The organism is Microcoleus sp. AT9b-C3, from assembly GCF_036705485.1.
Lineage (GTDB): Bacteria > Cyanobacteriota > Cyanobacteriia > Cyanobacteriales > Microcoleaceae > Microcoleus.
This window is the reverse complement of record NZ_JAUBUR010000001.1, coordinates 126894-147258: the sequence shown is the minus strand read 5'-3', so window position 1 is coordinate 147258 and position 20365 is coordinate 126894. Positions and strand designations below refer to the sequence as shown.

At 44.1% G+C, this 20365-nt stretch carries 16 protein-coding genes; 10 read left to right on the top strand and 6 right to left on the bottom strand.

Going from position 1 to position 20365, the window contains the following annotated elements:
* Window positions 1-387: 387 nt before the first annotated feature.
* The 3 genes from QUB77_RS00580 to QUB77_RS00570 all read left to right on the top strand — a co-directional run bounded on the left by QUB77_RS00580 (window position 388) and on the right by QUB77_RS00570 (window position 4237).
* Window positions 388-1980: a glucose-6-phosphate isomerase gene (locus QUB77_RS00580; RefSeq protein ID WP_333169515.1), complete on the top strand. Its 1593-nt coding sequence runs from the start codon at window positions 388-390 to the stop codon at window positions 1978-1980.
* Between the two features lie 63 nt (window positions 1981-2043).
* On the top strand, window positions 2044-2778 hold the full coding sequence (locus QUB77_RS00575; RefSeq protein ID WP_333169512.1) for a DNA-binding response regulator: 735 nt from the start codon (window positions 2044-2046) through the stop codon (window positions 2776-2778).
* Window positions 2779-2836: 58 nt separating this feature from the next.
* Window positions 2837-4237: a hypothetical protein gene (locus QUB77_RS00570; protein ID WP_333322796.1), complete on the top strand. Its 1401-nt coding sequence runs from the start codon at window positions 2837-2839 to the stop codon at window positions 4235-4237.
* Between the two features lies 1 nt (window position 4238).
* Here the strand turns inward: QUB77_RS00570 and QUB77_RS00565 are convergent, their stop codons facing one another.
* From QUB77_RS00565 to QUB77_RS00545, 5 genes are all read right to left on the bottom strand, one after another.
* Window positions 4239-4739: a low molecular weight protein-tyrosine-phosphatase gene (locus QUB77_RS00565; protein ID WP_333322794.1), complete on the bottom strand. Its 501-nt coding sequence runs from the start codon at window positions 4737-4739 to the stop codon at window positions 4239-4241.
* 186 nt (window positions 4740-4925) lie between these two features.
* The gene (locus QUB77_RS00560) at window positions 4926-5276 is read right to left on the bottom strand and encodes a YbaB/EbfC family nucleoid-associated protein (protein WP_006634273.1); all 351 of its coding nucleotides are present in this window, start codon (window positions 5274-5276) and stop codon (window positions 4926-4928) included.
* A gap of 62 nt (window positions 5277-5338) precedes the next feature.
* Complete coding sequence (murB, locus tag QUB77_RS00555) at window positions 5339-6295, bottom strand: UDP-N-acetylmuramate dehydrogenase (RefSeq protein WP_333322792.1); 957 nt, start codon at window positions 6293-6295, stop codon at window positions 5339-5341.
* Between the two features lie 150 nt (window positions 6296-6445).
* Complete coding sequence (gene murC, locus QUB77_RS00550; protein WP_333159067.1) at window positions 6446-8002, bottom strand: UDP-N-acetylmuramate--L-alanine ligase; 1557 nt, start codon at window positions 8000-8002, stop codon at window positions 6446-6448.
* Between the two features lie 541 nt (window positions 8003-8543).
* A complete protein-coding gene (locus QUB77_RS00545) occupies window positions 8544-8714 on the bottom strand; it encodes a hypothetical protein (protein ID WP_333159065.1) in 171 nt (56 codons plus the stop codon).
* 250 nt (window positions 8715-8964) lie between these two features.
* On the opposite strand from QUB77_RS00545, the gene nadD reads away from it, so the two are divergent.
* The 6 genes from nadD to QUB77_RS00515 all read left to right on the top strand — a co-directional run bounded on the left by nadD (window position 8965) and on the right by QUB77_RS00515 (window position 17031).
* Entirely contained in the window at window positions 8965-9681 is a 717-nt protein-coding gene (nadD, locus tag QUB77_RS00540; protein ID WP_333227072.1) for a nicotinate (nicotinamide) nucleotide adenylyltransferase, read from the top strand.
* A 190-nt stretch (window positions 9682-9871) separates the two neighbouring features.
* Entirely contained in the window at window positions 9872-10891 is a 1020-nt protein-coding gene (locus QUB77_RS00535) for a type I glyceraldehyde-3-phosphate dehydrogenase (RefSeq protein WP_333045021.1), read from the top strand.
* Between the two features lie 413 nt (window positions 10892-11304).
* Window positions 11305-12258: a GDP-mannose 4,6-dehydratase gene (locus tag QUB77_RS00530; protein ID WP_333322790.1), complete on the top strand. Its 954-nt coding sequence runs from the start codon at window positions 11305-11307 to the stop codon at window positions 12256-12258.
* Between the two features lie 22 nt (window positions 12259-12280).
* Window positions 12281-12520 carry a DUF5678 domain-containing protein gene (locus tag QUB77_RS00525; protein WP_333322788.1) on the top strand — a complete coding sequence of 80 codons (240 nt, stop codon included), beginning with the start codon at window positions 12281-12283 and terminating at the stop codon, window positions 12518-12520.
* A gap of 203 nt (window positions 12521-12723) precedes the next feature.
* A complete protein-coding gene (locus QUB77_RS00520; RefSeq protein WP_333322786.1) occupies window positions 12724-13719 on the top strand; it encodes an STELLO glycosyltransferase family protein in 996 nt (331 codons plus the stop codon).
* Window positions 13720-13803: 84 nt separating this feature from the next.
* Complete coding sequence (locus tag QUB77_RS00515; RefSeq protein WP_333322784.1) at window positions 13804-17031, top strand: tetratricopeptide repeat protein; 3228 nt, start codon at window positions 13804-13806, stop codon at window positions 17029-17031.
* A gap of 180 nt (window positions 17032-17211) precedes the next feature.
* Here QUB77_RS00515 and QUB77_RS00510 read toward each other — a convergent pair whose 3' ends face one another.
* A complete protein-coding gene (locus QUB77_RS00510; protein WP_333322782.1) occupies window positions 17212-17898 on the bottom strand; it encodes a methyltransferase domain-containing protein in 687 nt (228 codons plus the stop codon).
* 626 nt (window positions 17899-18524) lie between these two features.
* Here QUB77_RS00510 and QUB77_RS00505 point away from each other — a divergent pair.
* Window positions 18525-20365 (top strand): sulfotransferase domain-containing protein (locus QUB77_RS00505; protein ID WP_333322780.1); only part of this gene is annotated, 1841 nt, incomplete at its 3' end.

The window sequence follows — 20365 nt, the reverse complement described above, 5'->3', positions numbered from 1 at the left end:
TAGCCGATTATTGAGTGGCAGCTAAAAGTATATTTAACCTGACCGCAATGTCTATTTTACACATCCAGATCGCCCGAATTTGAATATTGTGAAACCAGAACCCAAACGCCAACGCCGACCACAGTTAAATCTCTGTGCCACTTCTATCTATCTATGGGGTGTGACCATTAATCAGGGATCTACCTACTAAGAGTGTTGCCCAAGTCATATTTTTATTGTTTAATTCTGCCGAATGCTCTGACTGTCTTCTGTTCCGGCTGCCTTCAGACGACTAATGCTTAAATTTATTGGGATTCTGCAAAAGCCGTACATCAGATCGTTTTAAACTACAATTGGTGGATTCCTGACGACGCCGATCGAACATTAAAAAAATTGTAGAGAATTCCTATGGACGCCGCAGCACTCTGGCAACGCTATCAAGACTGGCTTTACTATCACTCTGGATTGGGACTTTACCTCGATATCAGCCGCATGGGATTCGACGACGCTTTTGCAGCAGCATTGAAGCCCAAATTTGACAAAGCTTTCAAAGACATGGCAGCTTTGGAAGCAGGTGCGATCGCCAATCCCGACGAAAACCGGATGGTGGGCCACTACTGGCTGCGAAACCCCGATTTAGCTCCCACTCCAGAATTAAAACAAGAAATAATCGAAGGCATAGCACAAGTCGAAGCATTTGTCAAAAAAGTTCAAAACCGCGATATTAAACCGCCCTTTGCTCCGCAATTTACCGACATAATTTCGATCGGCATCGGCGGTTCCGCCCTCGGCCCCCAATTTGTCTCCGAAGCTTTATCCCCAGACATTCCGCCCCTAGCAATACATTTTATCGACAACACAGATCCGGCTGGGATCGATCGAATTCTCAACAAAATCAAAGACAAACTCGCCAGCACCCTAGTAATTACTATCTCCAAATCCGGCGGCACCCCCGAACCCCGCAACGGGATGATCGAAGTTCAAAAAGCCTTCGCCGCCGAAAAACTGGATTTTGCCAAACAAGCAATTGCCATCACCGGAGTTGACAGCCAACTAGACAAATTAGCCAAATCCCAAGGCTGGATTACCACTTTTCCAATGGCAGATTGGGTGGGAGGACGCACTTCCGAATTGTCAGCAGTTGGACTTTTGCCAGCAGCTTTGCAAGGCATCGACATTCGGGCGATGCTAGACGGCGCTAAAGTCATGGACGAAGCTACCAGAACCACCGAAATAAAAAACAATCCCGCCGCCTTGTTAGCAATGTCCTGGTATTTTGCTGGCAACGGACGTGGCGAAAAAGATATGGTAGTTTTGCCGTATAAAGATTCCCTGCTATTGTTCAGCCGCTACTTGCAGCAATTAGTCATGGAATCGATCGGCAAACAGGAAGATTTAGACGGCAATACAGTTCATCAAGGTATCGCAGTTTACGGCAACAAAGGCACCACCGACCAACACGCTTACGTCCAGCAACTTCGAGACGGCGTGCCGAATTTCTTCCTAACATTTATCGAAGTTTTGCAAGACAGGCAAGGCATTTCCCCAGAAGTAGAAACCGGCGTCACTTCAGGAGATTATTTGTCGGGTTTATTGCAGGGAACTCGACAAGCTTTGTACGAAAATCACCGAGATTCAATTACTGTCACAATCCCCCAAGTCAACCCTCGGACAGTAGGAGCATTAATCGCCCTCTACGAAAGAGCCGTAGGTTTTTACGGTTCCTTGGTGAATGTCAATGCCTATCACCAGCCAGGGGTTGAAGCAGGCAAAAAAGCAGCCGCTGCTGTATTGGACTTGCAGCAACGGGTACTGCAAGTGCTCAAAGACGCCCAAAAACCTCTGTCTGTAGCAGAACTAGCCAAAAAAGCAGGAAAACCAGAGCAAATCGAGACAATTTACAAAACTCTGCGGCATTTGGCAGCCAACGGGCGCGGCGTAGCTTTGGAGGGCAAATTAGGACAACCGGCTACTTTAACTGCAAGTTATCAAGAGAATTAAACAGTAGAATTAAACATTAAAAGTGAAATTAGTCACTTTTAATGTTTAACTTTTAATTCCCCCATGCCATTAACTATTCTGGTTGCTGACGACGATTTCGCGACTCGCTTGTCAATTACCGATTATCTAGAAATTACCGGATACTCTGTAATCGCTGCTGAGAACGGCAAAGAAGCATTAGGCCTGGTAGATGAATTTCAGCCACACTTGATTGTTACCGACATTACAATGCCCGAAATGGATGGCTACGAATTTGTGCGGCGAGTTCGGACTCGTCCCGCTTTCCGCTTGCTGCCGGTGATTTTTTTGACGGAACGCACGAGCACGCAGGAACGGATTCGCGGCTATCAGATGGGGTGCGACAATTATCTGGCTAAACCTTTTGAACTCCAGGAATTGGGGGCGGTTATTCGCTCTTTGCTCGATCGCTACGCTCTAATCGCTCAGGCCCCCTCTCGTTCCCCGGAACCCGAACCGACGCCAACAGAGGCACCCAGCAGAGGCAATGACAAGCTAGAAGCAGATTTTTTAACTCAAAAGTCAAACACAGGCGATTCCCTACGGGATAGCTCCGCTTCACGGGCATCTCCCAGCCAAAATGCTCCGACTTTGACTCAGCGAGAGCGACAAGTGCTAGATTTGCTGACAGAAGGTCTTTCTAATATTCAAATAGGCTCCACACTCCACCTGAGCCCTCGAACGATCGAAAAGCACGTCAGCAGCTTGTTCAGAAAAACGGAAAGCAACAACCGAGCAGAACTCGTTCGCTTTGCGATGGAACACCATTTAGTCAGATAACCGCCAACGCTCTGGGCAAGAAAATTACCTGCACTTACCACGCTGAATAAATAACATCATGGTCAACAATTACTTAAAAAATCAGAAAATTCTATATGCAGCAGCATTAGCAGCTTCCATAATTTTCTGTATGGCCATGACCTTCATGGGAATCACCAAGTATTACAGTGTTTTACAGGGTGGAGACAACTATAACGATTTCCCTACCAGCGGTTTCAGCCTGATCCGAGTTCTAATTAACGGTTCCTACTTGATAGCAACAGTTACATATATTATTTGGTTAATTCAAAAAAAACAGACAAGTTCCAGCTTTCTAGATATTTGCAAGTATGCAATCCCCTTTCTGGCACTTGCCCTCATAGCTTATCCCCAAAGCAGTGACATTTATATGTACCTGCATTACGGAGCGATGAGCTTACAAAACATTAATCCTTATTTGAATAATCCTGATACCTTAATTTCTAACGTATCTCCCTTCCTCCACTGGGGGCAAACTTCTACCTACGGCCCCGTTTCTTTATTCTTTTTTGCCCTATCAGCACTTGGTGGATCAATTAGCCCTTTACTAGCAGTTTATATTTTTAAAATAATCTGCGTGTTGGTACACACGCTCAATGGCTACTTAATTTGGCGGTTGCTAACCAATGCTGAACATCGTAACCTCATCACACTGGCCTATTTAGTCAATCCCATGCTATTGAACGAGCAAATAGCTAATGCTCACCTTGACGTTCTTCTTGCCAATACATTGATTGTTTTAATAGGATGTATTTATTACCAACGTTATGTTTTGGCAATTTTAGCAATTTGGGTGGGTTTTCTAGTAAAAACCTTACCTATAATTTGGCTACCCTTAGTTTTGGCTTTTCTCTGCAAGCAGCGTCGGTGGAAAGATTTAGCAGCATCATTCTTGCTTTCTTTATTAATTATTGCGGTGATAACTTATACATTTATGCCAACAGTTTCAGCTTGGAGAAGTCTTTTAAATCCAGGAACCGCCGGGGCGACGGCTCGATCGTTCCACCATGCAATCAATTTATTTATGAATTTTTTGCCCAATGTAAGTGTTGAAACTAGGAAAAGTATTCTATTATTAGTCAAATATTTTGCGTATTTAAGCTGGATTGTTTACTATGCAGGGACGTTAATTAAATCATTATTCCGCAAAAAAGATTGGGAAATTAATTTAGTATCAGATATTGGATGGACGACTCTCACTTTGTTTTTGTTCGCTACACCTTGGCTAATGCCTTGGTATCCATCTATTTTGTTGCCAATTGCTGCTTTGAGTATCAATTCTTCCCATTTTGTATGGACAAGTTTAACTTTTTCTTTGTCACCCAGTATCATTTTGGGAGGGGGAGCGGGGACAACTGTGATCTCCCTAGTTACGAGTTTTGTTAGCGTTGTCCCCCCTACAGCATTGCTAATATTCGGGCGGAAAAAGACACTTTTTTAATTTAAATTGATTGCTGACCGCCAACTGTTAATTTTTCTTGACTGACAACGTACTCTAACAAACCCGCTTGAGCGTCCAGCAGCAAATCAATTACTCGATCAAATCCCTCCGGGCCACCGTAGTAAGGATCTGGCACTTCTTTAAGGTCGTATTTCTGGCAAAAATCGCACATCAGCCGCACTTTATCTTTATACTTTCCAGCCGCATCCAGGGCAAGAATATTACGATAATTTTCTCTATCCATGGCCAGAATCAAATCAAACTTTTCAAAATCGTTTTTGGAAAATTGGCGGGCTTCCCCTAGCAATTCAATGTCTCGCTTCCTCGCCGCCAATGCCATCCGCCTGTCAGGGGGGCTGCCAATGTGATAGCTAGCAGTTCCGGCAGAATCGCAGGTGATACGATCGCTCAAACCAGCTTGTTCAATTAAGTGATTCATAATATTTTCTGCTGAAGGCGATCGGCAGATATTTCCGAGGCAGACAAATAATAATTTAGTCATTAGTCATTAGTTATTAGTTATTAGTTATTAGTCACTCAACACTGCTAATTTGTAGGGTGCGTCGCTTTCAGAGTCAATCTGCAAGTTCTATCGAACATGGAGCAGCGACGCACCTTACTATAGGGGTTTTCCAGAAAGTTTAATCAGTCAACAGTCAACAGTCAACAATTGACTGATGACTAATGACTAACCGAAACCGGGGAGATTTAGTCCACCGGTGAGTTCTTCCATTTTCTCCCGCATCGTCATCGTAGACTTAGCGTAAGCATCCTGCATCGCCACCGTGACGAGTTCAGAAACCACATCAGCACCTTCACCGAGGGCATCCGGTGAGATTTCCACGCGGCGGGGTTCTTGGTTGCCGCTGAGAAAAACCTTGACCAAGCCACCGCCGGCTGTTCCCTCAATTTCCATTACATCCAACTCTTCTTGGAGCTTTTTAGCTCCTTCTTGAACCTGCTGAGCTTTTTTGAAAGCTTCAGTCAGTTCTTTCATTTTTCCCAGGCCGAAGCCAAATCCTTGTCCTGATTTTGTCATAACTACTTTTTGATGGTGTGTGGGTTGGCAGTCTGCCGTTTCCGTATTACTTCAATGATGCCTTAGAAGGGAAACTCTCCCAGTATTCTAACTTCTGGCTCCAACAACAGCGACCATCGCTGCTCGACTTGCTGTTGAACGTGGCGGATCACTTGAAAAATATCATTGGCCGTTGCCGACCCGCAGTTAAGAATAAAATTAGCATGGCGCTGAGCCACTTGTGCGCCGCCGATCTGATATCCCTTCAGTCCCGCTTGTTCGATGAACCAACCTGCAGTCTTGGGGCCAGGGTTACGGAAGACTGAGCCACAGCTCGGTAAGTGGTAAGGTTGAGTTGTCCGCCGCTGGCTGAAATGGTCATTAGTTTCTGCCATTACTTGCGATCGATCGAATCCCGGCTGCAACTGGAAAGTCGCTTCAGTCACCAGCCGATCGCCCCCTTGCAGCACCGAAGTCCGGTAGCGGTACTCCAACTCTTGGGGAGTCAGAATTTCCACCTTGCCGCCAGGGGATAGGACGCGGGCATTGACTAGAATATCAGCAGTACAGCCTCTGTGAGCGCCTGCATTCATCACCACAGCCCCTCCCACCGTACCCGGTATGCCGACTGCCCATTCTAGGCCTTTCCAGCCCCGTTTAGCCGCCAACCAAGCGAGGCGGGGAATTGACTCCCCCGCCCCGGCTGTAACTTGACCTGTTTCTGCATTAAAATTCACCTGTTTCAGGTAGCGAGTGCCGACGACCAAACCGGACAAACCCCGATCGCTCACCAACAAATTAGAACCCGCACCCAGCAGAGTCACCGGCACTCCTTCATCGTGTGCCCAGGCAAAACTCGCTTGCAAAGCCTCCATACTGCGGGGAGCCACGTACCACTCGGCGGGCCCGCCGACTCGGAACGAAGTCAGGCCCGCCAGCGAAACTTGGGAGTTAATCTTGCAATCAGTTCCCCGCAAAGAAATAGGAGAATACACTCGCCGATTGTCCTTAACAGAGGAGTCATTCGAGATAGTCACCATCTTGAAAATCCTTAAAAATACCTTCGCTCGAAGACGTGGTTGAAAATTCGTTTAGCTAACTTATGTCGCCCCTTTGAGCGAGCCGTCCGACAGAAGTTTCGGCACAACGTGCCACGCCATAATGTCGATCGACTCTACTCTGTTCGCGAGCTAATCGGGGCGATCGGCTTGTTGATAAAAAGCCATAACCTCTGGAATAATCTGATTCAGATTACCAGCGCCCAAAAACAGAGCCAAATCCCCCGGTTGCAGATTTTTGGTTAAAAACTTAGTGACTGACTCTAGGGAAGGCGCAAACTCAACCTCTCGGCCTTCTTTAGCAATCAAATCAGCAACCTGCTGCCCACTAATCTCTCCTAAATTTGGTTCCCCAGCACTATAAATATCGCAAGCCACAACCAAATCAGCATCCCCAAAAGATTGAGCAAATTCTGGCAAAAATGTCAGAGTCCGGCTGTAACGGTGGGGTTGAAAAATTGCAACCACTCTTCGGGATTTGGGATTTTTTTCGCTACCTTCGATACGCAAGCGAGCGGCCGCCAAGGTGACACGAATTTCGCTAGGATGGTGAGCGTAGTCGTCCACAAACAGGATGTCATTGTGAAAACCCCGCACCTCAAAACGGCGACGAGCTCCTTCAAAGCCAGCAATCGCTTTGGCAATCGCCGAAAACTCTAACCCCAACAATCGGCCCACTGCTACCGCAGCTAGTGCATTGCTGAGATTGTGTGTGCCTAGCAACTTCAACTCCATTTCTCCCAGGAAAGCTCCTCGCTCCCAAATCCGAGCCTTGGTGCTTTGTGCCCCGTACTCCACGCCCGAAGCTGTGTAGTCAGCACCGCTGTCAGGCTGCAAGCTGTAGCTGACATGAGGCTGAAGGCAGTCTTTAACGATTTGATCGTCAATGCAGCCCACCAAGGTTTGACAGTTTTCGGCAAACACCTTAAATGTGTCTATTACCTGGTCAAGGGTATCGTAATGGTCTGGATGATCCAGTTCCACGTTCGTCACTATGCCAATTTTGGCTACCAGCTTGACGAGAGAACCGTCGGATTCATCAGCCTCGGCAACTAAGTAGGGGCCTTCCCCCAAACGGGCATTGCCTTCCCAAGCATTTACCTCGCCTCCTACCACGATCGTCGGGTCTAGACCCGCAGCCATCAGCATGAAGCCGATTAAGCTGCTAGTAGTAGTTTTGCCATGAGTCCCGGCTACGGCTATGCTTTGGTAATCTTGAATTAACGCTGCCAAGACATCCGATCGATGAAAAATCGGACAGCCCAAATCTAAAGCAGCTCGATATTCGGCATTGGCTGGGTGAATAGCCGTCGAACATACTACTTGAGGCAATCCCAGAATTGCTTGGGCGCTTGAACCGTTGCCATTCAATTGGAGAGCTTCGGCTGTCGCGACAGAAGTCCCTACCGTACCCCCGACTATCGAGGATACTGCCCTTTCCTGTTGCCCGCAGTCGGGACTGCTACCGTTAAGGGCCGTTTGAAATAGTTCAAAATTGCTGGCGTCTTGACTCCAAAAAATATGAGCTCCCATTCCTTGCAAGCGCTCGGTTATGTGACTCGATTTAATGTCGGAGCCGTACACAGGCAACTTGCGTTTAGCTAGAATGTAGGCAAGGGCTGACATCCCAATCCCACCAATGCCGATGAAATGAAATGGTCTACCGCTAAAATCAACAGAACTCGGCATCTTTGCTCCTCACACACCACACCACGCCAATAACACGCGATATCATATCAAGAATTGTTTTTTCAGGATACAGTTCGCTAGAGATTTTGTACAAAATTCTCTGCGCGTCCCTAGATTTGAGGGACTTGTAGAGATGTTTGTCTTGTATCCTATATGACTTAGTACCGAGTAGTTTTCCGGAACAGTCACAGCTCGAAAATTGCAGGTAACAGAAAACGGGGTCTGGGGTCGGGGCCAATAGACTAATTTTGGGTGGTTGCATACTCCTGCATTCTTTCTATTTCTATCCGCCTGCTGTGCTGGGATACGGCAGCAAAAGCCCCACAACCTTTCTACCAAGATTGAGGGTAAAACCCATAAGGATTTACAAACACTACCACGAACAACAAAATTTCGCTCCTTTTATAGTCATTTATCTACTCGTACGCTCATTTTTTCTTGAAAGTCAGAGATTGACACGATCGCAGCTATAGTATATATTCTTATTTTATTGTATATATACAAGGTATGCAGTTAGTCGAAATAGTCGCAAAGCCATAGATCAAAGCAAATCATTGGTTTGATAGAGAAGCCGATCGACGTTCTTGGCAGCCCTTAAAATTTTTACCACGGCGCTAAGTATATCTACCCTCAAAACTTTTTCGGTCGCCCACAAACGAATGCTCAGGTGGTCGATCGCGCCCTCAAAACAAGTTGGGATTAATATTTGCAAGGTTAATCATCCAGTCCCGAACCCACTCCGACGCTCAGAACGGGGTTTTTTAAGTATTATTGAAGGTTTGAACGAATTAAGGGGGTTGAAAAAATCGGTTTCAGCGTTCAGGACGATCGTCGAAACTAGGGTCGTCCAGGGGTTTGTCCCCGATGTAAAGCGAGGGTTTTCTAATAAACGAGCTTATGGTTAAAAGTGTATAAACATAAAATTGGCGCGATGTCTGTATTAATCCTGATTTTGGGGAAATATGGGGAAAATAGCGATTTTGGGGGGGACTTTTGACCCGGTTCACTGGGGTCACGTGTTGGTAGCCGAGACGGCTGCGAGTCAATTTGCTCTCGATCGAGTCATTTGGGTACCGGATCGCTCTCCTCCTCACAAAGAGCGCCCGGATTTGGCAAGTTTTGAGCGGCGGCGGGAAATGCTGGCTTTGGCAATCGCGGATCGCCCAGACTTCGTAATTTCGCCGCGGTCGGCAAATCCCTCCCACAGTTCTTTTGCGATCGACACCCTGCTGTATTTGCAAAAATTGTATCCAGGCGATCATCGCTGGTACTGGATTATTGGTAGTGACGCACTCCTTACTCTGCCCAAATGGCACCGGTGTGGCGAAATTGCCGGGTTGTGCGACTGGTTGGTGGCCCCACGTCCGACTCAGGGAGATCGAGAGACAGCAGAAAGCGGGGAGATTGGGGGACTGTCCGAGTGGGGAGATTGTCCGGGTGGAAAACCCCTCGCTTCCGCGGGCGACAGGATGCAGGTTCAGGCAAATGCTGTTGGCCGACGAGTTGCCGAACAAATGGCTCTTCTGGACGTGAAAATTCGCTGGGAGGTGCTTTCCATGCCTGCGATCGAGATTTCGTCGAGCCACATCCGCCGCTGCTGCGCCGAAAGAATCGACCTCCGCTACTTAGTCCCGGAAGTTGTGCAAACTTATATTGCAGCCCATCAGCTTTACCAGTAACCCGTGACAGAAAGCCTAATGCCTTCTGCCTTGTAATTTCTGCCTTCTAGAAAAGTTCAAGCTTTTTTGATCGACACAAAAAGTTAGAAAGGATCGACCTTTGCGATATGATCTTGTCTCATAAGTCAATTCTTAAATTTTTTCAAAATTTAAGCCTGAGCTAGAGGCTGCCATCGTTAGGAGGTACAAGGTGATTAGAGTCGCGATCAATGGTTTTGGACGTATCGGGCGCAGTTTTGCGCGCTGCTGGTTGGGCAGAGAAAACAGCCAGCTAGAGTTGGTAGCTATTAATGACACTTCCGATCCCAGAAGTAATGCTCACTTGCTCAGATACGATTCCATGATGGGAACGTTGAAGAATGTGGACATCAGTGCGGATGAAAATTCCATTACTCTCAACGGCAAGACAGTTAAATGCGTGAGCGATCGCAACCCGCTAAACTTGCCTTGGAAAGATTGGGGTATTGATCTGATTATTGAATCGACCGGTGTCTTCGTTGACCAAGCTGGTGCATCGAAGCATATCACTGCCGGCGCTAAAAAAGTGCTAATTACCGCTCCCGGCAAGGGTTCTGAAGTTGGCACTTATGTGATGGGAGTCAACCACCACAACTACAAGCACAGTGACTACACTGTCATCAGCAATGCTAGCTGTACTACCAACTGTCTGGCTCCTGTACTGAAAGTGCTTCACGAAAATTTTGGCATCGTCAAAGGCATGATGACCACTACCCACAGCTATACTGGCGACCAGCGCTTGCTGGATGCCAGCCACCGCGACTTGCGGCGGGCCCGGGCGGCAGCAATGAATATTGTGCCGACTTCTACCGGAGCAGCCCAAGCTGTGGCTTTGGTGATTCCAGAATTGAAGGGCAAGTTAAATGGTATTGCCATGCGCGTGCCGACTCCCAATGTGTCCGTAGTGGATTTTGTGGCTCAGGTAGAGAAAAAGACTTTTACCGAGCAGGTAAATCAAGTGTTCCAAGAAGCTGCCTCTGGCTCCATGAAAGGGATTTTGGAGTACAACGATTTGCCTTTAGTTTCATGCGACTATCGCGGAAGTGATGCTTCTTCGATTCTGGATTCCAGCTTGACGCTGGTGATGGATGGCGACATGGTAAAGGTTTTGGCTTGGTACGACAATGAGTGGGGCTACAGTCAGCGGGTGGTTGACTTGGCTGAATTGGTCGCCGAACGTTGGGAAGCTTAATCCGAAGGTAGAAGGCATTAGTCATTCGGCAGAAGGTAAAAAATGCTGACATTTTGTACTTTTGAGCCGATTTCTAGCTGACTGGTTATTTCTGTTTTCGAGCGGTAGAGACTTTTGGCAGTCGATAGTTGGCGAGTAGAAGATGAAATATAGTAGGGACAAGGCACTGCCGTCCCTACTATATGCTTATGCTGCTACTCCCAGCTATCTATCGAACTTTTTGCAATCATACTTCGATCGGGCTTTTGGGTCTGTTTGATGAGAAATTTGTTGTTTGTAGTAAGCCATTAAACTTGCTCTGAGAACTCCTGGGAAAATCTTAGGTATTAAAAAAAATAATAAAAATTACTATAAAAGCTAAAAAGTCAAAAAATAGCAACAGCTACGGTGTAGTTTTTAAAGCAAAATGTGGTATGAAAAAAGCGTTAATTAGCGGTATATCTGGTCAAGACGGAGCTTATTTAGCTAAACTTTTGCTCGATCGAGGTTATGAAGTTTGTGGAACCTCCAGGGACGCCCAAATGTCTAGTTTCGGAAACCTGGCCCGTTTGGGCATTCGAGACCGAGTAAAACTAGAATCCATGTCTCTGAACGATTTTCGCAGCGTCTTGCAAGTGCTTGCCAAAATAGAACCAGATGAGGTGTACAATCTAGCAGGTCAAAGTTCCGTCGGTCTGTCTTTTGAACAACCCGTAGAAACCCTCGAAAGCATTGCCACAGGCACCTTGAATCTCTTAGAAGCAATTCGGTTTACAGGCGGCAAAATTAAACTTTACAATGCCAGTTCCAGCGAATGTTTTGGAGATACCGGAGGCAATCCAGCGGATGAAAATACCCCATTTCGCCCCAGAAGTCCTTACGCGGTAGCGAAAGCAACGGCATTTTGGGAAGTAGCAAATTATCGAGAAGCGTACAATTTGTTTGCGTGTTCTGGTATTTTGTTCAATCACGAGTCGCCGCTGCGGCCGGAGAGGTTTGTAACGCAAAAGATTGTATCTGTTGTGTGCCGAATTGCTGCGGGGAGTCCCGAAAAACTGCATTTGGGAAATATTTCAGTGCAGCGGGACTGGGGTTGGGCGCCGGAATATGTGGAGGCGATGTATTTGATGTTGCAGCAGGAAGAACCGGATGATTATGTAATTGCAACGGGTGTAAGCTATCCTTTGGAGGAGTTTGTGCAGACAGCGTTTGTTTCTGCGGGTTTGGATTGGCAGGAACATTTGGTAAACGATGCGAGTCTTTACAGACCGACGGAGATTGCAGTTGGGAATGGAAATCCGGGTAAGGCAAAAGAAAAATTGGGCTGGGAGGCAAAATATAAAATGCCCGATGTGGTGCGGATGATGGTGGAAGCGAGGATGATGTGAGGGAAAAGTATGGGGTGAAAAGATGGAGGCAGAATATCCCACGGCTAATGAGTGGTATCAGGCTAATCACCGTGATAAAAAAAAATATCGAGGCGAGTGGATAGCTTATACTAACAAAGGGGTGATTAGTCGCGATCGCGATTATCGAAAGATGAAGGACGAGATTCCGGCTGATATACCTAAATTGGGTTATGCGCTCGATCGCGTATATGAAAGCGAATTTATTGAGCCTGTTAGGTTTTATCCTGTCAGTTTAATATAAAATTCAAACAGGCTGATGATAGCATTCTTTTTAAATATTGAAAAGTTACTGGATCAGAAAGGTACAATTTGTTTGCCTTTGGTAGTTTTTTGTGATAAAGTTCAGGTCGGAAGCAGACTATAAGATACAAGATGTGGTGCGGATGATAGTTTAGGCGAGGATGGGTAATGTTTGATTTCTATAAAATTTTTGAGGTTTAATCCGTGAAATCATTAGTTATAACAACAATTCATAAACCCACTGCTGCTCTGTTTAAATACAGAGATATTTTGCTAGATTTAGGGTGGAAAATTATTGTAGTTGGGGATAAAAAAACTCCTAGAGATTTTGAATTGGCAGGGGCGGAATACTTTAATGTAGAGCAGCAATGCGAAGACTTTGGCGAGCTAGCTTCTCTGATTCCTATGAATCATTACTCCCGCAAGAATTTAGGATACTTGTATGCTATGCGTATGGGTGCAGAAGCGATCGCGGAAACAGACGACGACAATATTCCCTATGATGACAAGTATCCCAATTTCCTCCCTTCCCTGGTTAAGACTCCAGCGGTAGACGTTAAAGGTGCTGTTAATGTCTATTCTTACTTTACCAGTAAAAAAATATGGCCCAGAGGCTTGCCACTTGACAAAGTTAATAGTTTTGTCGATGAGAATCGGGCAACAGAAAAAGAGGTTACTTGTTACGTCCAGCAAGGGCTAGCAGACTTAGACCCCGATGTAGACGCTATCTATCGTTTGACGGTTGGTGATGAAAATATTAAGTTTGAACGGGATAAGAAGTTGTCACTTTCGCCCGGATGTTATAGTCCTTTCAATACGCAGAATACTTTATTTTACAAGCAAGCTTTTCCTCTGATGTTGCTGCCTATTGGTGTGAGCAGTCGTGTTACCGATATCTGGAAAAGCTACATTGCCCAGAGACTTTTATGGTGCATGAACTCCAGTGTTCTATTTCTATCGCCCTCAGTGTACCAGTTGAGAAATGAACACAACCTGATGAAAGATTTTAGTGAAGAAATTCCTTTGTATACTCAGGTTCACACTTTTATTGACTTACTGGAAAATTTTACAAGTGATACTAGCGATGCTTGCGAGTTAATGAAAGAAATGTATTTTTACCTAAATAAAACTAATTTTTTAGGCGAGATAGAGGTTCGTCTGTGTGAACTGTGGATTGAGGAAGTCAAAAAATATTGGTAGCCAAATTTTCTCAAGCATAGTAACTGTAATAAATTGATAATTTATTACGTGGAATAGTAAAAGTGCAATAAATATTTAGGAGCAATGATGAAGAACCAAAATTTTGAGTCTTACTACGAATTAGGAGAGAAGTTGGCAAAGGAGGGTGACATGGAGGGGGCAATTGCTTGTTATCACAGAGTAATCGCCCTCAATCCATACTCGCAATCAAAATGCTTTTTAGATGATTTGGAAGCGATAAATTTTCTGCGAATTAATGCCAAAGAATTAGGTATTATACCCGGAAACAACGTTGAGGAAACCAGTGAAGGGTATTTAAGCTTGGAGGGCAATCAAGGCTTTGTATTTTACGGGCCGTATATAGACATTCCCGATGGGTTGTACCGCGTTAGGGTTGGATTCAGTTTCCCAGAGAACAGTTTAGAGATGACTGAGGAACAAGACTGCGATCGCAGTTTCAAATTTGATGTGGTCTCTCCTTGTCCTTATGTTTTGTATGAAGCCAAGGTTGATAGCCATCAAACCTCTCTTGAATTTTACTTGGACTTTATTGAAGGTCACAGAACAGAATTTCGTTTCTTTTCCACCGGATCAGCATTTTCAGTAAGCTGTATTGAAATGACTCTTGTCTATCAACCAAAACCTCACACCGATGCTGCTTTTTTATACTACTTTCATTTGGGTTGCCTCCTGCAATTAAAAAATCAACGGGAGAAGGCAAATCAGGCGTACAGTCGTGCTTTTGAATATTCGCCAATAGGAACACTAATTGATGGTTTAATAACTGACCAATATGCTTTAACTCTTCCACCAGTAGCTGAAGAAGCTTACTTGAGTTTAGGTGTGCTTTTAGAACAGCAAGAGAGGTGGGAAGAAGCGATCGCTTGCTACCGCAAGGTTTTGGAAATTACTCCCAACCACGCCAGTGCGAGCTATAAATTATCAATTATTTTAGCAGCACAAGGTCAGTTAGATGAAGCTATAGCCTGTTTCCAAAAAGCCCAGAAGCAACCCAGCGAGGCAGAAATTTATGAAAAAATTTGGAATGGTTTGAATCAACTGACTCCTTTCCACGAGACTGATATAGATAGTCAAGCTGAAATTAAACTGGAAGATGCCTGTACACACTTCAGTCAGACAAGCAAATATACCGTCATGAAAATGGTATCTTTAACTGACTTGAATGAATCACAAAAGACGATTCTTGAAGATGCAAATTTTTCCTTAGCTAACTTGGAGTTAATCAAACAAGACTCTCTGGCTTTAGAAGAGATTTATATAAATCAATTTCAAGAATTTAAAGGTATAAACATCGCCAAAAAAACAATTAAACGGTCCAATTTTACATGGGATGTAATTAAACCGACTAACGATTTTCAGCAAAGCATAGTAGAAACAGGTTATATTTATTCAGTTTGCCCGTTTACAGGTAGGGTACTTAGGAGTAATCGTTCATTTTATCTCCAACATGCTCCTAGTGTACCGATATTAATTTATCAATTTCAAAGCACAGAAATATTTTACCTGATTGTGGGAACTTGGAGCGGTTGCAAGATAGGTATTTATTTCCCAAGATTAGATCTAGTCATCAACTTGTCTAATGAATGGAGTATCTGGCTGAGTTCGGAAAAAATTATTAATGAATTTAAGGCTCATGCTGTTAGTTATTGGCGGTCATTCCAATCTTACGTATCAAATGAAGAAACAAAAGAAGTTGTCGCTGTTGTAGGGAATGTCTCCAACTTAGGTCACTATTTCTGGAATCAAATCAGCGGACTTTATTATCTATATGAAAATGATCTCTTGCACAAAATCGATAAATTTTTAATAGGAGCTAATGAATACTTTGAACTCGCTTCGCTTTTCCCTGAAATTCCGCCCGAAAAGATTGTTCGCTTATCCGACAATAACAGTTTTTTTAGATCTATATTAGACAATAACTATTTCGCTGTCCAAGTAACGGACTCCTTGATTAAGGAGGATTTAGCTGCCAGAATTCAGACCGCTGCTGTCAATAAGTGCAGTCAGTCATTTTTGCAAACTGTAGAAGCAGCTAAGAAACATTTTCCGCTGCTATGGATTAATCTTCGCAGCCATAATAAGGCTTGGATATCCCAAGTAGAAGGATATGCAAATATCATCACAAAAATATTTGACGATTATCCAGATATGGCAGTTGTCTTTGATGGTTTTTCCACAGAGAAACCCTATATGGAGCAAATACAGGCTCTAATTTCTCCTAATGTTAAGGTATACAATGCGCTTGAATGTCCTCTCCACGAAACAATTGTCTGGGCTGGTACGGTAGATACATACATAGCTGTTATTGGTTCTGGATTAACGTTGGTAACTTGGATCGCTAACAAGCCTGGAGTAGCCCACTCGGATCGTGGACATTATTCGCAGTTGATTTTTTGGTTTGAGGTTCGTGAAAACTCTGTTGATCCAGTATTAGTTCCTGTTGATTCTATAATTGATGTCACTACTGGGGGGGGATGGGAAAATTATGATTGTGATTGGAAAGTAATTTATGATGAGGTTATTAAAATAGTGAAAGATTTGGACAAATCGCAGGAACAGCCCCAGCTAATTGAGAACGAGTTAACCCAAAATGACTTAATTCAATCACAACTTGAACCAGTCACAAATCAGCAGGAATATCTAAGATTAGATCTAGGCTGCGGTGGCAACAAAAAACCGGGAACAATTGGATTAGATTACTGTTATGTTCCCGGCGTTGTTGACCACGTACTTAATATACAGACTGATATATTGCCATTCCCCGATCGCAGTGTTGAATACGTTCACTCATCACATACCTTAGAACATTTGACTGACCCGATACATCTATTCCAAGAAGTTAGTCGTGTTTGCATTGACGGTGCTAAATTAGAGTTCTGGACACCCTATGTTTGGCATAACTCAGCATTTATTTACGGACATACAAATTACTACCAAGAGGATAACTATATGCACCTTTGCGTTTGGTTTGCAAACTTGTGGTCGGTGTCGCTTGGTGCTCGGTGGTATCTCAAGGAAATTGTATATGTTGTTCCCCCCCATATATTAATCGAACTGTACAACCAGAAAATTCAGCTTGAATTTGCAATTCGATATTATAAAGGTATTGTCCAAGAGTTTGCTGCTATTATCGAAGTTCGCCATGAGGACAAAGAGCAAACGATTTACCCTCAACGCAGCTTTGCTACTAGCCGCCAGGCTCAGCGTTACTTGCTGCCGTCAGTTTCTGAAATAGTTGAACAAGAAGAACTCCTCGAAGCAATCAATTGGTTTTCGGCTCCCTCAAGTTGAAAGTAGAGGCTGACAGTTAATTGCACCGCCCATTGCAATTATTTTCGGGATGAGTCAGGATATATTGTGGCAACGAGTTGTATTTTTTATGCTGGTTTTGGGATTGCCTTGCTTTTGAAACAGCAGTTGTCAATTAGCTATTGACAATTGCTGCTCATCCAAAACAAGTTCATCTTACTATTATTTTTCTTTAACAGTTTTTCGGAGAATCATAATCATTTCCCCAGAGTTTTCTTGGAATAGTTCTATTTCAAAACTCGAAGATAGGTTTTGTTGACAGTATGCGAGCATTTCAGGGAAAGTCTCTGATGTCCAGACGTGAAAATGAATGCTGTAATCTATGTCAAGTAGAAGCTGCATCCGCGCAGCCACCTGTTCTTCAGGAGTTTTGTCAACTAGCCTGACATATTCCTCGTAATGAGCAAGCTTAGACCATTCCGGCCCTTCTTTGTAGTCCCGAATTAGGTGGTCGAGGGAAGTGAGGGGTCGATCGATGTCAAATGTATAGCGTTTGTCTGGTACGCCCATATACACAAGTCCTCCCGGTTTAATAACTCTCAAAAAGTTTTCCAGAGCGCCGATCGGATTTTGACAGTGTTCTATCATGTGATTGGCGATCGCAAAATCCCAAGAGTTGTCAGCTATGGATGACAGAGTTTCACCATTATCTACAATGTCCGCTTCTACTAGATTAACCGTCGCTAACTCTGGGTACTGCTTCCTTAAATCGCTTACAGACATTCTATCAACGTAATGAACCTTCACGCTGTCTGGAACTTGCAAAGGAGCATGAAGGGCTCCTACTTCTATTCCCTCGCCTTTTAGGTATTGAAAAGCAATGTCTTTCCGTACTTGTTGAAAATCCATAGTGAATTTCTCTCCTTAAAAATTTGCTCAATCTCGATATAGTTTAATTTGGGCTTTGGGTCAAGGGCACGGGGGTTGGGTGCGATCGACCTTTCTAGTTTACCCGATCGCGCGTGTTGCTGGCTCGATTGAGTTAGAACGTCTTCGTTGGTTTTTGGGGTAATATCTATTGTTAAGCTCGATGGCTTAGGGCTTGGGGGCGATCGTCCATATATAACACCTGGTGCGTGCGGGAACATCCTCAGAGGCCTGAAGTCTGATATCCTTGGGAAGGCAACGGCTTGAGTGCATTTGGAGTTCATGGGGGGCGATCGGGCAAAAATCACCCTCATTTGTGGTAAGCTTCTGAGAAACCATTTTGGGAGTTTAAAACAGTTGATAGCGCTCGCGTTTGCGACTTGAGGATGGAATTGGTGGGGAGATATGGCCATCGATGGGAGTCTTCTTTATCGACCGACGGAGATTGCATTTGGTCGGGGTGAGCCGGGTAAGGCTATGGTAAAGTTGGGTTGGAAGGCAAAATATAGGATGCTGGATGTGGTGAGGTTGAGGATGGAGGCTAGGTGGAGTAAGTTTTTAAATATTGATTGAAACCTAGTTGTTTTTATTAATAAAGGAAAGAAAGTATGTTTGTTAACGATATTTGTGAACAAAATCAAAAGCTCTTAAAAGAGACGGATGTTATTCTGGCTTCATATCCTCGTTCAGGCAATACTTGGATGCGCCTGCTGTTGAGTGATATAATTTTACAAAGCCAAGGATTTAAAACTCAATTAGGTGGCAACTTTATCCCCGATATATACAAAGAAAAGCTTGATATATGGAACCGCGATCCCCGACTAAAAAAAATTCCTTTGAGGATAATAAAGAGCCACGAACTTTATGATACTAGATACGTAAACAGCATTTACTTATTTCGGAAGCCAGCCGATGCTCTTTGTTCTTTTTACTATTATTTGCTTGGAGATCCAGAGCAGAGAGAGGAACTTCAGAAACAAGGAATAGATGATTTTTGTAAAGTTAAGGTAGAACAATGGCGAACTCATGTAGAAAGTTACATAGAAGCAAAGGAGAAAAAATCAGACAATGTTTTATTTATTTCCTATGAAAACCTTAAGGAAAAACCGGAAATTATATTGAGGAAAACCACGAGAGATTTTTTAGGGCTAAACATTACGAGTAGGATGTGTCAGATAGCAGTAGACAATCAAAAATTTGAGGAACTACAAAGAATCCAAAAACTTGAGGATACATCCCAACTGGGATTTTGGGAGGCGGGCGGATATCAAAACTTTTTTAGGAAAGGAAAGGTTAATAGTTCAAAGGACGAACTAGGTCAGTCAACCATAGATTTTATCGAAGCTAAGGCAATGGCTATTTACAATCTCGCACTATCTATAGAAAAGCTAGATTTTCAGAAAGAGAGCAATCAAGGTATGGCAATGATTAAAGATAAAATCGAAGATTTAGTCAGTCGGGGTAAACAAAGTTCATTAGCTGTGAGACTTAACGGAGTATTAAGCAATAAAAACGAGGGGGCGGTTTCTCAGGTGCGAATTCATCATCAAAAGGAATCAGAGCAGTACAAACTACAACTGCAACAGACTCAGGCAGAATTAGCACAGTCGCAGTCACAAATGCAACAGACTCAGGAGGAATTAGCACAGTCGCAGTCACAAATGCAACAGACTCAGGAGGAATTGCAGCAGTATCAAAGTCAACTGCATAAAACTCAGGAAGTATTGGAACAATTTCAAGATCAAATACAACAAGCTGAGACACTGTTGCAAGAGTATCAAGGTCAACTGCATTCAACTCAGTCAGAGTTGGAGCAATCTCAGGAGCAACTAGATGCAACTCAGGCAGTATTGGAGCAATCTCAGGAGCAACTAGATGCAACTCAGGCAGTATTGGAGCAATCTCAGGAGCAACTACACGCAACTAAGACAGAATTAGCACAGAAGACTTCTCAACTGCATCAGACTCAGTGGGAATTGGAGCGATTGCGGTTTCAAACGCAGACAACTCAAGCAGAATTAACAAATAGCAAATCTCAATTAAATCGCAATCAGCAGGAACTAGAACTCGCGAAGTCTCAATTCGTGCAAGTTCAGGCCCAACTAGAACGCTCGCATTCTCAACAGCACCACAGTAAGCGGGAATTAAAGCGATCGCACTCTCATCTTCACCAAGTTCAGGCAGAATTAGAACACTCCCAATCTCAACAGTATCAGACAGAGACAGTATTGCAGCAGTCGCAGTCTCAAACAAATAAACTTGAAAGGGAATTGAAACGCTCGCAATCTCAGCTCCATCAAGTTCAAGAGGAATCACAACAGTATCAGTCTCAGCTCCATCAAGTTCAAGAGGAATCACAACAGTATCAATCTCAGCTCCATCAAGTTCAAGAGGAATCACAACAGTACCAATCTCAGCTCCATCAAGTTCAAGAGGAATCACAACAGTA